Origin of the sequence: Plastoroseomonas hellenica, from assembly GCF_018129085.1 — a bacterium.
GTDB lineage: Bacteria > Pseudomonadota > Alphaproteobacteria > Acetobacterales > Acetobacteraceae > Plastoroseomonas > Plastoroseomonas hellenica.
Genome location: NZ_JAAGBB010000003.1, coordinates 20,752 through 34,265, shown reverse-complemented (window position 1 = coordinate 34,265; position 13,514 = coordinate 20,752). Strand labels below are relative to the sequence as shown.

General features: G+C 69.7%; 15 protein-coding genes and 1 tRNA gene. 8 read left to right on the top strand and 8 right to left on the bottom strand.

Translation table 11 applies throughout. The annotated features are described in order from the left end of the window. Positions 1-107 precede the first annotated feature (107 nt). Positions 108-869 carry a M91 family zinc metallopeptidase gene (locus tag GXW71_RS02990; protein ID WP_211850913.1) on the top strand — a complete coding sequence of 254 codons (762 nt, stop codon included), beginning with the start codon at positions 108-110 and terminating at the stop codon, positions 867-869. 65 nt (positions 870-934) lie between these two features. Here the strand turns inward: GXW71_RS02990 and GXW71_RS02985 are convergent. Further along, a tRNA-Ser gene (locus GXW71_RS02985) sits at positions 935-1,027 on the bottom strand. An 83-nt stretch (positions 1,028-1,110) separates the two neighbouring features. Then, a complete protein-coding gene (locus tag GXW71_RS02980; RefSeq protein WP_211850912.1) occupies positions 1,111-1,746 on the bottom strand; it encodes a glutathione S-transferase family protein in 636 nt (211 codons plus the stop codon). A gap of 96 nt (positions 1,747-1,842) precedes the next feature. On the opposite strand from GXW71_RS02980, the gene GXW71_RS02975 reads away from it, so the two are divergent. Further along, positions 1,843-2,202: a TM2 domain-containing protein gene (locus tag GXW71_RS02975; protein ID WP_211850911.1), complete on the top strand. Its 360-nt coding sequence runs from the start codon at positions 1,843-1,845 to the stop codon at positions 2,200-2,202. A gap of 228 nt (positions 2,203-2,430) precedes the next feature. Here the strand turns inward: GXW71_RS02975 and GXW71_RS02970 are convergent, their stop codons facing one another. From GXW71_RS02970 to GXW71_RS02955, 4 genes are read right to left on the bottom strand one after another with little or no spacing between them, the layout of a single operon-like run. Further along, positions 2,431-3,606 (bottom strand): M20 aminoacylase family protein, encoded by a 1,176-nt coding sequence (locus tag GXW71_RS02970; protein ID WP_211850910.1) that lies wholly within the window; start codon positions 3,604-3,606, stop codon positions 2,431-2,433. Between the two features lie 16 nt (positions 3,607-3,622). Continuing rightward, entirely contained in the window at positions 3,623-4,456 is an 834-nt protein-coding gene (locus tag GXW71_RS02965) for an SDR family oxidoreductase (protein WP_211850909.1), read from the bottom strand. After that, complete coding sequence (locus GXW71_RS02960) at positions 4,453-6,165, bottom strand: dihydroxy-acid dehydratase (protein WP_408901976.1); 1,713 nt, start codon at positions 6,163-6,165, stop codon at positions 4,453-4,455. The genes GXW71_RS02965 and GXW71_RS02960 overlap by 4 nt, the downstream gene beginning before the upstream one ends. Then, positions 6,162-7,145 (bottom strand): Bug family tripartite tricarboxylate transporter substrate binding protein, encoded by a 984-nt coding sequence (locus GXW71_RS02955; protein ID WP_211850907.1) that lies wholly within the window; start codon positions 7,143-7,145, stop codon positions 6,162-6,164. Before GXW71_RS02955 ends, GXW71_RS02960 begins: the two co-directional genes overlap by 4 nt. 178 nt (positions 7,146-7,323) lie before the next feature. On the opposite strand from GXW71_RS02955, the gene rplM reads away from it, so the two are divergent. The 6 genes from rplM (at position 7,324) to GXW71_RS02925 (ending at position 11,247) form a co-directional block, all read left to right on the top strand. Beyond that, a complete protein-coding gene (gene rplM, locus GXW71_RS02950) occupies positions 7,324-7,794 on the top strand; it encodes a 50S ribosomal protein L13 (protein ID WP_211850906.1) in 471 nt (156 codons plus the stop codon). A 1-nt stretch (position 7,795) separates the two neighbouring features. Further along, on the top strand, positions 7,796-8,290 hold the full coding sequence (gene rpsI / locus GXW71_RS02945; RefSeq protein ID WP_211850905.1) for a 30S ribosomal protein S9: 495 nt from the start codon (positions 7,796-7,798) through the stop codon (positions 8,288-8,290). A gap of 125 nt (positions 8,291-8,415) precedes the next feature. Beyond that, positions 8,416-9,366: an N-acetyl-gamma-glutamyl-phosphate reductase gene (gene argC / locus GXW71_RS02940; protein WP_211850904.1), complete on the top strand. Its 951-nt coding sequence runs from the start codon at positions 8,416-8,418 to the stop codon at positions 9,364-9,366. 53 nt (positions 9,367-9,419) lie between these two features. Continuing rightward, on the top strand, positions 9,420-9,959 hold the full coding sequence (locus tag GXW71_RS02935; RefSeq protein WP_408901984.1) for a gamma carbonic anhydrase family protein: 540 nt from the start codon (positions 9,420-9,422) through the stop codon (positions 9,957-9,959). Between the two features lie 77 nt (positions 9,960-10,036). Continuing rightward, positions 10,037-10,612, top strand: coding sequence for a hypothetical protein (locus GXW71_RS02930; RefSeq protein WP_211850903.1), 576 nt, complete (start codon positions 10,037-10,039; stop codon positions 10,610-10,612). Then, entirely contained in the window at positions 10,612-11,247 is a 636-nt protein-coding gene (locus GXW71_RS02925; protein ID WP_211850902.1) for a hypothetical protein, read from the top strand. The genes GXW71_RS02930 and GXW71_RS02925 overlap by 1 nt, the downstream gene beginning before the upstream one ends. Positions 11,248-11,308: 61 nt before the next feature. On the opposite strand, the gene GXW71_RS02920 is transcribed toward GXW71_RS02925, so the two are convergent. Both GXW71_RS02920 and GXW71_RS02915 read right to left on the bottom strand, forming a co-directional pair. Then, a complete protein-coding gene (locus GXW71_RS02920; RefSeq protein WP_211850901.1) occupies positions 11,309-11,629 on the bottom strand; it encodes a YnfA family protein in 321 nt (106 codons plus the stop codon). Beyond that, positions 11,626-13,443 (bottom strand): PHA/PHB synthase family protein, encoded by a 1,818-nt coding sequence (locus GXW71_RS02915; protein WP_211850900.1) that lies wholly within the window; start codon positions 13,441-13,443, stop codon positions 11,626-11,628. Before GXW71_RS02915 ends, GXW71_RS02920 begins: the two co-directional genes overlap by 4 nt. Positions 13,444-13,514: the final 71 nt, after the last annotated feature.

Sequence of the window (13,514 nt, the reverse complement as noted above, 5' to 3'; positions counted from 1 at the left end):
ACTCCGCATCGCGCCCTCACCTCGGACTTGAGCGGGGGCCGCCCATCCTGCAATCCTGGCTTCCAAGGGACCGGGCCCTCCGGCTCCGGCCTTCAAGGAGCGCGCGGATGCCCGTCTTCAGGCCGACCGGGTTCCCCGGCATTCAGGTGCAGATCGAGCCAAACGAGACGCCCGCCCACTTCTTCTCCGCCGTCGAGAGCGACCTGGCGCGGATCGCGAGCGGGGATATCGGCGGCGACCTGCTCGACCTCATCGACAAGCGGTCGCGCGGCATCGGCATCGGCTACGCCGCGACTGACAAGTACCCGAACGTCACAGTCTGCTACGCCCCCGGCTTCACCGAAGCCGCGGCCAAGACCGAGGCGAGGTGGGACAACTACGTGCGGCGCAAGGGGCGGTTCGGCGCCATGGATCGCGCCGTCCGCGCCTCGGGCGGCGGCCACTTCATGTGGGTCTCCTACCATCCGAACCCGCCCGGCACGACGGAGGGGGAGATCGGCTACACCAGCGGCCAGGGCCTCCGCACGCCGCCCTTCATCGTGCTGGCGCATGAGTTGATCCACGCCTGGCACGGCATGAGCGGGATGATGGAGCTCAAGGACAAGCAGACTATCACCGCCCCCGACGGCCGCACCTATGAGCTGGCGCGGGAGGAGGCCTTCACCGTCGGGCTCGGCTCCTACGCCAATACGCGCATCTCGGAGAACGCGATCCGGGCCGAGCACAGGCTGCCGCGCCGGACCTATTACGCGACCCCGAACGACTTCACCGCCTTTGCGCCGCTGCCCTTCCGGCCTGGCCATGCCCCGACCGGCCGGGAACTCAGCCAGCGCTTCGAGGCGATGAAGCGGGAATGGAATGACTGGTGATGTCCGGCGGGGGCGGGGAATATCCCGCGTCGCAGGCACCAACCGCTTGAGAAGACAAGGGAAACTGGCGGAGGGGATGGGATTCGAACCCACGAAAGGGGTTATCCCCCTTTAACGGTTTAGCAAACCGCCGCCTTCGGCCACTCGGCCACCCCTCCGCAGGAGTGGAAAGTCACACGGCGTTGCAGGCGCCGCTTCTAGCCGCAGCGCCCGCCCCCGTCAAACCTCGATCGGCGGATTCTCAACCGCCGAGGTAAGCCTCGAAGCCGCGCTTCACGCCCGGGCGCGCCATCATGCGCTCGTACCAGGCCGTCACGTTCGGCAAGGCCTTGTCGAAGGGCACCAGGTGCCGCTCATGCCGCCAGGCCCAGCCCAGGATGGCGAAATCGGCGACGCTGGGCGCGCCCGCGGTCGCCACGAAATCGCGGCCCGCCAGGCGCCGGTCGAGCACGCCATAGAGGCGCTTCGTCTCGTCGCCATAGCGCTTCACGCCATAATCCCGCGCCGGCCCCTCCGGCTGCAGCAGGAAGTGGTGCACCTGGCCGGGCATCGGGCCGAAGCCGCCCATCTGCCACATCAGCCATTCCAGCACCGGCACCCGGTCCCGGAGATCCGCCGGCAGGAATTTGCCGGTCTTCTCGCCGAGATAGAGCAGGATCGCGCCCGATTCGAAGACCGTGATCGGCTGCCCGCCCGGACCCTCGGGATCGATGATCGCGGGGATGCGGTTGTTCGGGCTGAAGGCCAGGAAGGCCGGGTCGAACTGCTCGCCCTTGGAGATGTTCACCGTCTTCACCGTATAGGGCAGGCCCATCTCCTCCAGGGCCACGCTGATCTTGCGCCCATTGGGCGTGTTCCAGGTGTGGAGCTCGATCATCCCGTCGTTCCTTGCGGCTTCGCTGCGGGGGGAGGGTAGCGGCATCGCGCGCCGGGGCAACTCGGGCTAGGCTCTGCCCGCGACGAAAGGAGAACCATGTCGAGCGTTCCGAATATCCCGCGCCCAGGCCAGCCGCCGCCGCAAGGCTCAGGCGCCGCGCCGGGGCCGAGCAACGACGCACTGCTGATGATGCGCTACGACGCGAACAAGAAGAGCGCGCTGATCGCCTATCTCTTCTGGTTCTTCCTGGGCTACCTTGGCGCGCACCGCTTCTACCTGGGGCGCATCGGCACCGGGCTGATGATGCTGACGCTCTTCGCCGCCTCCGTGGTGTTCACGGTGATCCTGATCGGGCTGTTCGGCTTCGTGCTGCTCGGCTTCTGGTGGCTGGTCGACGCCTTCCTGATCCCGGGCCAGGTTCAGTCCGAGAACAACAAACTGATCGCGTCTTTGTAGGGGCCTCAGGCGCCAGCGCCGGCATCCGCCGGTTTGGCTTGCGCGCTGTCGGGTGCGCGCCCGGCGCGGCTGATGGTCGCGCGCGGGCCGCATTCGCGGCCTCGGTCTGCATCGGCTGGCGCCTCGCAGCCCGGCCTTTCTGATGGTGGCCTTCGGCCGCGGGGCACTCGCCCTCCGAAGCCTGGCGAAGGAGGGTGCGGCCGCGGGCACTGCGGGAGAGGGCGCCGCTTATCCCTTCTTCAGGAGCCGCTCGGCGAGCGTCGCCCACCAGCTCGCGCCGACCGGCAGGATGGCGTCGTTGAAATCGTAGCGCGGGTGATGGACCTGCGGGTCGTTGCCGCCGCGGCCGGCGCCGAGCATCAGATAGGCGCCATCCTTCGCGTTCAGCATGAAGGAGAAATCCTCGCCTCCCATGGTCGGCTTCGGCATCGGCACCACGCGGGCCGGGCCCTGCACCGCGCGCGCCGCATCGACCGCGAGGTCGGTGCTGACCGGCTCGTTCACCGTCGCCGGATAGGCGCGGCGGAATTCGGCACTCGCCTTGGCCCCCATAGCGGCGGCGATGCCGGTCACCGTCTCCTTGAAGCGGCGCTCCAGCAGATCGCCGACCTCGGGCGCGAACCAGCGCGCGGTGCCGAGCATCGTCACCGTCTCCGGGATCACGTTGAAGGTGTGCCCGCCCTTGATGTGGCCGATGGTGATGACGCCGGCATCCACCGGTTCGACATTCCGTGACACGATGCTCTGCAGCGCCTGCACGATGGCCGCCGCGATGACGATCGGGTCGACGCCGTTATGCGGCATGGCGCCATGCGCACCGCGGCCGGTGATCGTGACCTCCAGGTTGGCGACCGCAGCCATGACGGGGCCGTGGCGCCAGTAGAAGGTGCCCTCCGGCGCGCCCGGCCAGTTGTGCAGGCCGAAGACGCGCTCCATCGGGAAGCGGTCGAAGAGGCCTTCCTTCACCATCACGTCGCCGCCGCCGAAATTCTCCTCGGCCGGCTGGAAGATGACGTAGACGCTGCCATCGAAATTGCGCGTCTCCGCCAGGTACTTCGCGGCGCCGAGCAGCATGGTCGTATGCCCGTCATGGCCGCAGGCATGCATCGTCCCGGGCGTCTTGGAGGCATAGGGAAGCCCGGTCTCCTCCAGGATCGGCAGCGCGTCCATGTCGGCGCGCAGCCCGATGCCGCGGCCGCTGCGCGTGCTGCCATGGATGACGCCGACGACGCCGGTCTTGGCGATGCCGGTCACGACCTCGTCGCAGCCGAATTCCTTGAGCTTCTCCGCGACGATGCCGCTGGTGCGGTGCTCCTCGAAGGCGAGCTCGGGGTGTTCGTGCAGATCATGCCGCCAGGCGGTCATCTCCTGGTGGAACTCGGCGATACGGTTGATGACTGGCATGGGATGTTCTCCCCCTTCAGGCAGAAAATGTATACGAAAGCCCCTCGGCGAGCGAGATCGGCGTGATGCCGAGGGTTCGCCGCATCGGACCGATGTCGAAAGCCTTGTCCTCCAGCAGCCGCCGCACCTCGTCGGCGCCGATGCGGGGCAGGCCCGGCAGGATCCGGGTGAGGGGAGCCAGCGCGCGCAGCAGGGCGCCGGGCACCGGCAGGATGGGTGGCGCGCGCAGCCCTGCCGCAGCGGCGACCGCAAGCAGGAAGTCGCGATAGGGCAGCGCCTCCGGTCCCGCGATCACCAGGGTCTCGGCTCGCCGCCAGGGATGTCGGAGGGCCGCGACCAGGGCGCGGGTGACGTCGGACTGGTGGATCGGCTGCACCAGGGCGCGGCCGCCGCCGGGCAGCGGCGCCACCGGCAGGCGGCGGATCAGGGCGGCCAGGCGCTGGACGTTGTCCTCTCCCTCCGCGCCATAGATCATCGTCGGGTGCAGCATCACGCCCGGGCGATTGGCGGCGAGCAGGGCTGCTTCCCCGGCGCGGACGCCATTGCCGTGATCATCCGGCCAGCGCGAGAAGCGCCGGGTCGATCCCATCAGCACAAGTCGGGCCTCCGGCGGCGCCGCGGCGAGGATCGCCGGCGTCCAGCGCGCATGCGCGCCGGAGGCGATGCGCTCGGCACCCTGCAGCGCGCGCTTGAGGCCGATCGGGTCGCGCAGGTCGGCGACGCGCGGCGTGCCGGGCAAGGTCCAGCGCGCGGCATCGCGCACCACGGGGATGAAGGGCATGCCTTCGGCCGCGAGCGCCCGGCACAGCGCCGTGCCGGAGCGCCCGCTCGCCCCGATGACCGCGATCATTCCCCGGCGGCGGTCAGGAAGCGGAGGTCGGCGCCCGCGGGCGCCTGGGTCACCTGCTCATGCACCAGCCGGTCCCAGCCGCGCTTCGGCGCCGGCGCCGGGCTCCAGGCGGCGCGGCGCTTCGCGAGTGTCGCCTCATCGACCAGCAGGTCGAGCGTGCGGTTCTTCACCGAAAGCCGGATGCGGTCGCCAGTCTCGACCAGCGCCAGCGGCCCGCCGACCGCGGCCTCCGGCGCGATATGCAGCACGATGGTGCCGAAGGCGGTGCCGGACATGCGGCAATCGCTCATGCGCACCATGTCCTTCACACCCTGGCGCGCGAGCTTCTTCGGGATCGGCAGGTAGCCCGCCTCCGGCATGCCGGCGGGGCTGCGCGGCCCGGCGCCCTTCAGCACCAGGATGTCCTGTGGCGTCACATCGAGCGCCGGGTCGTCGATCCGGTTCGCGAGATCCTCCAGCCCATTGAAGACCATGCAGCGCGCCTCGGTCTCGAACAGGGCCGGGGTCGCGGCGCTCCGCTTCAGGATGGCGCCGTCAGGTGCCAGCGAGCCGAACAGCGCGACCAGCCCGCCGACCGGGGAGACCGGCTCCCCCCGCGCCCGGATGATCTTGCGGTTCACGTAGTGAGAGCCGTCGCCGATCCGCTCGGCGAGCGTCACCCCGTCGAGGTCCTTCGCCTCCAGGTCGAGCAGGTCGCGCAGCTCCCAGAGCAGGGCCTGCATGCCGCCGGCGCTGTGAAAATCCTCCATGTAGCCTTCGCCGGTCGGCTTCAGGTCGACCAGCACCGGCGTCGTCTCGGAGAGCGCGTCGAGCCGCTTCAGGTCGAGCGTCAGCCCCGATCGCCCGGCAATCGCGGCGAGGTGGACGATGGCGTTGGTGGAGCCGCCGAGCGAGAGCAGCACGCGCACCGCATTGTCGAAATTGCCCTGGGTCATGAGCGAGAGCGGTGCGACCGGGTTCCGGATCAGCCGGACCGCCTGGGCGCCTGCCTCCTCGGCGATGCGCAGCCGATCGGCATGCACCGCCGGCGCCGAGGCGGCGTCGAGCGGCATGAAGCCGAGCGTCGCGGCGAGGCAGGCCATGGTCGATGCCGTGCCCATCACGCCGCAGGTGCCGGCGGTGGTGGCAAGCTTGCCCTCCAGCGTGTTGATCTTCTCCTCGCTTACCTCGCCGGCGCGGTAGCGCGCCCAGTAGCGGCGGCAATCGGTGCAGGCGGAAAGCCGCTCGCCCTCGAAGGCCTGGGCCAGCATCGGGCCGACCACCAACATGACCGAGGGCGTGCCGGAGGAGATCGCGCCCATGAGCTGGGCGGGGACGGTCTTGTCGCAGCCGCCGACCAGCACCGCCGCATCCATCGGCTGGTTCGCCAGCATGGCCTCGGTGTCGAGCGCCATGAGGTTGCGGTAATGCATGGAGCAGGGGCTGAGCGAGGGCTCGCAGATGCTGATCGTGGGGAAGCTGAGCGGCAGGCCGCCGGCGGCCAGCACGCCACGCTTCACCGCCTCGATCAGCTCGGGCGCGGTGCGGTGGCAGTTGTTGTAGTCGCTGCCGGTATCGGCGATGCCAACCACCGGCTTGTCCAGCATGGCCTGGGAATAGCCCATCGACTTGGCGAAGGAGCGGCGGAGATAGAGCGCGAAGTCGCGGTCGCCGTAGTTGGATGTGTTGCGGGCCAGGCCGCGCTTGGGTGCGTCGCTCAATGCCGTCACTCCGGGTTGATACCAGCGCGTTGCATCAGGTCCCGGTGAAGATCAAGCTCGGACCGGATGCGGGCCTCCAGCGGCGCCCGCCCGTAGGGGGTCGGTGCGAAGCCGAGGCGTTCGAAGATCGCGGCCGTCGCCGGGGCGGAGAAGGCCGCCTCCGCCAGCACCGCCACGCGTTCGAGGATCGGCTGCGGCGTCCCGGCCGGCGCCTGCAGGCTGAACCAGCCGCCGACCACATACCCGTCCTGGCCGAGCTCGGTCATGGTGGGCAGGTCGGGGAGGGCGGGTGTGCGCGCCCTTGCCAGCAGGCCGAGCGCCCGCAGGCGGCCTGCCTCCACATGCGGCTTGGCCGGCGCGAAGGTCGAGATCATCACATCCGTCCGCCCTGCCAGCGTCTCGGTCAGCGCCGGCGGCGTGCCATTGAAGGGGACGTGCAGGAACTCGGTCCCGGTGCGCTTCATCAGGTCCAGCATGCCGAGATGGGAGGTGCTGCCGACGCCCCAGCTCGCATAGGTGAGCTGGCCGGGCCGGCGCCTGGCCTCGGCGATCACCTGGTCCAGGCTCTCCCAGCGGGGATGGGCGACCATGACGAACAGGGTCTCGGCGATCTGGGTGACATGGGCGAAGTCGCGCAGCGGGTCATAGCCGAGGTTGCGCAGCGCGAAGGGCGTCATGGTGAAGGTGACGATGGTGCCCATCAGCAGCGTGTGGCCATCCGGCCGCGCCCGCTGCACGGCGCGGGCGGCGAGGGTGGTGGAGGCGCCGGGCTTGTGGTCCAAGATGAAGGTGCCGCCGCTGCGCTCGGAGAAACCTTCGGTGATGATGCGGCCAAGCACGTCCGGCGCGCCGCCCGGGGCATAGGGCAGGACGATGCTGGTGGTCTGGCCGCGGGGCCAGCCGGCCTGGGCCCGGGCGAGGCGCGGCATGGCGAGGGCGGCCAAGCCGGCGGCGGCCAGCCCGCGGCGGCCGGGGGTGGATCGGGTCACGGCTTGGGCGTTTCCTGCTTATTGTTGCAGGCAGCCTCGCCCACCCGGCCACCGCCACGCAAGCACGGCGCCCGGGCATGCGGTAGCATGATACCGCATGCGGAAAACACCGGCAGCGCTTGACCTGGCGGCGCCTTCCCGTCATAAGCGCGCACTCTTTACAGCCATGCAGGCAGACATGCTCACCACACAGACCCGGTCGATCAAGCCGGCAGAGGTCCAGAAGGGTTGGGTGCTGATCGATGCGGAGGGCCTCGTGCTCGGCCGCCTCGCCACACTCATCGCCAACCGCCTCCGCGGCAAGCACAAGGCGACCTTCACGCCGCACGTCGATTGCGGCGACCACGTCGTCGTCGTCAACGCCGACAAGATCCGGGTCACCGGCAACAAGGCCGAGCAGTCGGTCTTCTACTGGCACACCGGCTATCCCGGCGGCATCAAGGGCCGTTCCGTGAAGGAGCGGCTCGAGGGCCGCTACCCGGAGCGGGTGCTGGAGAAGGCCGTGGAGCGCATGATCACGCGCGGCCCGCTCGGCCGCGAGCAGATGCGCAACCTGCACGTCTATGCCGGCGCCGAGCATCCGCATGCCGGCCAGCAGCCGTCCACGCTCGACGTCGGCGCGCTGAACCGCAAGAACAAGGTGATCTGAGATGAGCGAGCAGACCGCAACTTCTCTCGCCGATCTCAAGGACCTGGTCCAGGGGACGCCCGCCGCCGGCGAGGCCGCCGCCGCGCCGGTGCTGCCGAAGCGCGACGCTTTCGGCCGCAGCTACGCGACCGGCCGCCGCAAGGACGCTGTCGCCCGCGTCTGGGTGAAGCCGGGCAAGGGCCAGATCGAGATCAACGGCCGCCCGCAGGCGAAGTACTTCGCCCGTCCGGTGCTGCGCATGCTGATCACCCAGCCCTTCCTGGTGGCCGATCGCTACCAGCAGTTCGACGTGTTCTGCACCGTCGCCGGCGGCGGCCTCTCCGGCCAGGCCGGCGCGGTACGCCACGGCATCAGCCGCGCGCTCGTCAACTATGAGCCCGAGCTGCGCTCCATCCTGAAGAAGGCCGGCTTCCTGACCCGCGACCCGCGCGTGGTCGAGCGCAAGAAGTACGGCAAGGCGAAGGCGCGTCGCTCCTTCCAGTTCTCCAAGCGCTGAGCCGGGCGGGCCGGCTCCAGCGCCGGCCGCATGGCTGTCATCGAAGAAGGGTGGACCCGCGAGGGTCCGCCCTTCTTGCTTTTCGCGGCGCAATCTTGCGCCAATGGTCCCGCAAGGAGGGTTCCATGCTGAAGGGTCAGATTCCGAGCGTCTTCATTGATGGCGAAGCCGGCACCACCGGCCTCGAGATCCGCGAGCGTCTGGCGGTCAACCCCGCCTTGTCGCTGCGTTCCATCGATCCGGCGCGACGCAAGGACCCAGACGCACGGCGCGCGCTGATGGCCGAGGTCGATCTGGTGGTGCTCTGCCTGCCCGACGACGCGGCGAAGGAGAGCGCGGCGCTGGCCGCGTCCCTCGGCGACGCGGCGCCGAAGCTGATCGACGCCTCCACCGCGCATCGGGTGCATCCGGACTGGGCCTATGGCCTGCCGGAGTTGACGCCGGACCAGCCGGGCATCATCGCCGCGGCGAAGCGGGTCGCGAACCCGGGCTGCTACCCGACCGGCGCGATCCTGCTGCTGCGGCCGCTGATCGACGCCGGGCTGATGTCGCCGGACTTCCCGGTCACGGTGAATGCGATCTCCGGCTATTCCGGCGGCGGCAATGCGATGATCGCGACCTACGAGGCACGCACCGCGCCGAATTTCGAGCTCTACGGCCTGGCGCTCGAGCACAAGCATGTCGCGGAGCTGCAGCATTACAGCGGGCTGCAGCGCCGGCCGATCTTCGTCCCCTCGGTCGCCGATTTCCGCCAGGGCATGATCGACAGCATCCCGCTGCATCTCGACCTGCTGCGCGGCAGCCCGAAGCCGGCCGAGATCGAGGACCTGCTGCACACGCGCTACGCGGGCAGCGAATTCGTCTCGGTCGCCAGGTCGGACGCCAAGCTGGAGCCGGAGGCGCTGAACGGCAGCAACGCGATCGAGCTCCGCGTGCATGGCAATGACAGGCACGGGCAGGCGGTGCTGACCGCGCGCTACGACAACCTGGGCAAGGGTGCCTCCGGCGCCGCGGTGCAGAATATCGGGCTGATGCTCGGCATCGCGGTCACCGCCACGCTGCCGAAGGCGGCGTGAGCGTGTCCGATGATCGTCGGGGTCCGACGCATGCGTCGGACGGGCCCGAAGATCTGAATCGGCCACGACCGACGACGGTTCTGCCCTTCGAGGAGCATCGGCCGCAGATCGCGGCGGATGCCTTCATCGCGCCGACCGCGCTGGTCATGGGCCAGGTGACGATCGGGCCAGCGAGCAGCGTCTGGTATCACTGCGTGCTGCGCGGCGACACCAACTTCATCCGCATCGGCGCGCGGTCGAACATCCAGGACGGCACCATCGTCCACGTCAACCGCGCCGCCGAGGCGGCGATCATCGGCGACGACGTGACCGTAGGCCATGCCTGCATCATCCATGCCTGCACACTGGAGGACCGCGCCTTCGTCGGCATGGGCGCGACCGTGCTCGACGGCGCAGTGATCGAGGAGGGCGGCATGCTCGGCGCCGGCGCCCTGCTGACGCCGCGCAAGCGCATCGGCCGCAACGAGCTCTGGACCGGATCGCCGGCGCGGTTGGTCCGGGTGATGAGCGCGGAGGAGCGGGCGCGCTTCGATCGCACCGCGGCGCATTACGTGGAGCTGGGCCAGCGCCACCGCGCCAGCCTCGGCCTGTGAGAGGCCTCTGAGGCCAGTTGCTCAGCGACCTGCCATGCCCACATGCTAGGCCTTGGCCCGGACAGGAGGTCATCGCGATGAGAATCCACGGCATGGCGGCCCTGCTGGCATTCGCCCTCGGCGCCTGCGGCACGGTGCCGCCCCCGGCGGCGCTGCCGCCGGATGTAGGGCTCGGCCTCGCCGACCCGACACGCAATGCGATCTTCAACACCTCCTATGCCTTCGCGACCCCCGCCAACTTGGCGCAGCAGCCGGCGGACGCAGCGCTCGCCGTCGCACAGGCCGAGTATCTGGCGGTCGAGCTGCCCTATGGGCCGCGCTGGCGGGAGTTCTCCCCGGTGGTGCCGATGGCCTTCGAGCGGGCCCGGGCCGAGTGGCGCAGCGCCGTCGGCATCGCGCCGGACGCGCAGCCGCAACCGGTGATCAACGCGCTCTTTGCCGCGCGCTACGCGCTGCAGCAGGGCGATGCGGCGCGCGCGGCCGCCGCCCTGCCGGCGCCGCTCTTCCAGGGTGGCGGCGCGGCGACGCTGACGCGGCTTGCCGCCCTGCCGGCGCTGCCGCAGACCGCCAGCGCCGCGAGCGGCGCCGAGAGCGAGCTCATGCGTCAACAGCGGGGCGGCCGCGGCAACATCTTCAAGATGGGACACCACTGATGGCATTGCCGCGCGCGGGGAGTGCGATCCTCGCCATGCTGACCCTGGCCGCCTGCGATGAGATGCGGCGCCCGCAGGCCGGCGCCGCACCGCCGGCCGGCCTGGTGGCGCCGAGCGCCGATCCGGTGCGTGACGCGATGAACCTGGCTGTCGACGATTTCATCGACCAGGGCCGGAAGCTGCAGGGCAATCCGACCCGGGCCGCGCGCGCCGCGGCGCGGCTGGAATACGTGGCCGAGGCGGCGCCCGGCTGGGGCCCGATCTCACCGTCCATCGTGATTGCGCTGCGCGGCGCGCGTTCCGAGGTCCGCAGCGCGCTCGCCGCCGATCCGGATGCCTCGCCGCGCCTGGTCATGCAGGCCCTGGTGGCGGCGTCGAATGCCCTGGCGCGTGGCGACCGGGCCGCCGCCGCTTCCGCCCTCCCGGCGCCGCTGTTCCGTGGCGGCGGGGAGGCGGCGCTGCGGCTGCTCGAGCAACCCGGCCCCCTGCCGTATGCCGAGCAGGCGACGGCGCTGCTGGTCCAGGAGTCGGCGCGGATCGATGCCGAACAGCGCTGGTATGGGACGCAGGCGGCGCCGGATACCGGCGTAACCTCCGGCGGCACCCTGACCGAGGGGCTCGGGCGCGGGTATTAACCTGACCGCACGCCGTGGAACCTTAACATCACCGGATAACTCGCTGTCCCCACAGTATATCTCACCGAGGCGCCGCGATGATGACCGCCGCGCCGACCAAGCAGAGCGCCGCGCCGCCGAGATCCCACCGATCCGGCACCAGCCCTTCCACCGCCCAGGCCCAGGCGAGCGAGGCCGCGATGTAGACCCCGCCATAGGCGGCGAAGGCGCGACCGGCGGCGGCGGCATCGATCCGGGTCAGCAGCAGGGCGAAGAAGACCAGCAACAGCGTGCCCGGCAGCACCCAGAGCACGGAGCGCCCGAGCCTGAGCCACGCCCAGAAGGCGAAGCAGCCGGCGATCTCGGCCAGCGCCGCCGCACCATAGAAGCCGGCTGTCCTCAATCGCAGGCCGTCACCTTCACATAGGCCCCCGGCGCATCCTCGATCGGCACCAGGCCGCCATCGCCCGGCTGCCGCGCCGGCACTTCCGCCCGGTCCTGGGTCAGGATCCAGCGCTGCCAATCCGGCCACCAGGATCCCGCGAGCTCGGTCGCACCATGGAACCAGGCCTCGGCCTCCTGCGGCAGCTCAGCGCCGACCCAATGGCTGTACTTGCCCGATTCCGGCGGGTTGACCACGCCCGCAATGTGGCCGGAGGCCGCCAGCACGAAGCGCGTCGGTCCCTTGAAGAGCTGGGTCGCGCGGTAAGTCGACTTCCAGGGCGCGATATGGTCCTCCCGCGTCGAGAGGATATAGGCCGGCAGCTTGATCTTCCGGAGGTCGAGCTTCACCCCGTCGAGCTCGATCCCGCCCGGCTTCACCAGGTCGTTCTGCTGGTACATGCGGCGCAGATAGAAGCTGTGCATCTTCGCCGGCATGCGGGTGCTGTCGTCGTTCCAGTAGAGCAGGTCGAAGGGGAAGGGCTCCTGCCCGAGCAGGTAGTTGTTCACCACGAAGGACCAGATCAGGTCGTTGGCGCGGAGCATGTTGAAGGTGGTCGCCATGTCGCGGCCTTCGAGGTAGCCACGGCTCTCCATCTTCTCCTCGAGCGCCTGGAGCTGCTCCTCGTCGATGAAGACGCCGAGCTCACCGGATTCCTCGAAATCCAGCATGCTCGTGAAGAAGGTCGCGCTCTTGATCCTGGTGTCGCGCTTCGCCGCCATATGCGCGAGCGTCGCGGCGAGGAGCGTGCCGCCGAGGCAGTAGCCGATGGCGTTGACCGACTTCTCGCCGGTCGCGCGCTCGATCGCGGCGAGGGCGGCGTAGGGGCCCTCGCGCATGTAGTCGACGAATTCCTTCTCCGCGTGCCGCTCGTCGGGGTTCACCCAGGAACACACAAAGACCGTATGCCCTTGCTCCACCGCCCAGCGGATGAAGCTGTTCTTCGGGCGCAGGTCGAGGATGTAGTACTTGTTGATCCAGGGCGGCAGGATCAGTAGCGGCCGCTTCAGGACCTTGGCCGTAGTCGGCGCGTATTGCAGCAACTGCATCAGGTCGTTCTGGAACACGACCTTGCCCGGCGTGACCGCGATGTTCTCGCCGACCCGGAACTTGGTGTCGTCGGTCATGCGGATCCGCAGCTTGCCCTTGCCGCGCTCCAGATCCGCCAGCAGGTTCGACAGGCCCTTCAGCAGGTTCTCGCCGCCGGTCTCGGCGGTGCGGCGCAGCACCTCCGGGTTGGTCAGCAGGAAATTGGTCGGGCTCATCGCATCGACGAATTGCCGCGTGTAGAAGTCGATCTTCTGCGCCGTCTTGGTGTCCAGCCCCTCCTTGTCCTCGACCACCGTGCGGAAGAAGCGGGCGGACAGCAGGTAGGACTGGCGGATGAAGTCGAAGACCTCGTTCTCCTGCCAGGCGTCGTCCTTGAAGCGCTTGTCCTTGGGATCCTCGGCGATCACCGGGGCGGTGGCGTCGCCCATGATGCGCCGCGCGGTGTTCTGCCAGAGCGTCAGGTAGTCCTGCCAGAACCCGAGCTGGGCCTGCACCAGCCGCGCCGGGTTGGTCATCAGCCGCGCGGTCATCTCGAGGAAGGCGGAACCGATGTTGAAGGGGTCGGCCGGCTGCTCGGTCGCTGCCGTCGGCCCTTCGGCCTGGCGGCGCAGGAAATCGGTGACGATGCGCTGCCCGCGCTCCGCCACATCGGCCATGGTGCGGGAGACGATCGCCGGGTCCGCCAGGCGGAACGAAGGCGCGGCGTCGTCAGTGTCGTCGGCCATGCCGATGCTCCCTCCTTCCGCCCCTGGCCGGTTCGGGCTACCCGTGTCCTCCACAGCGGAAGCACGGGCAG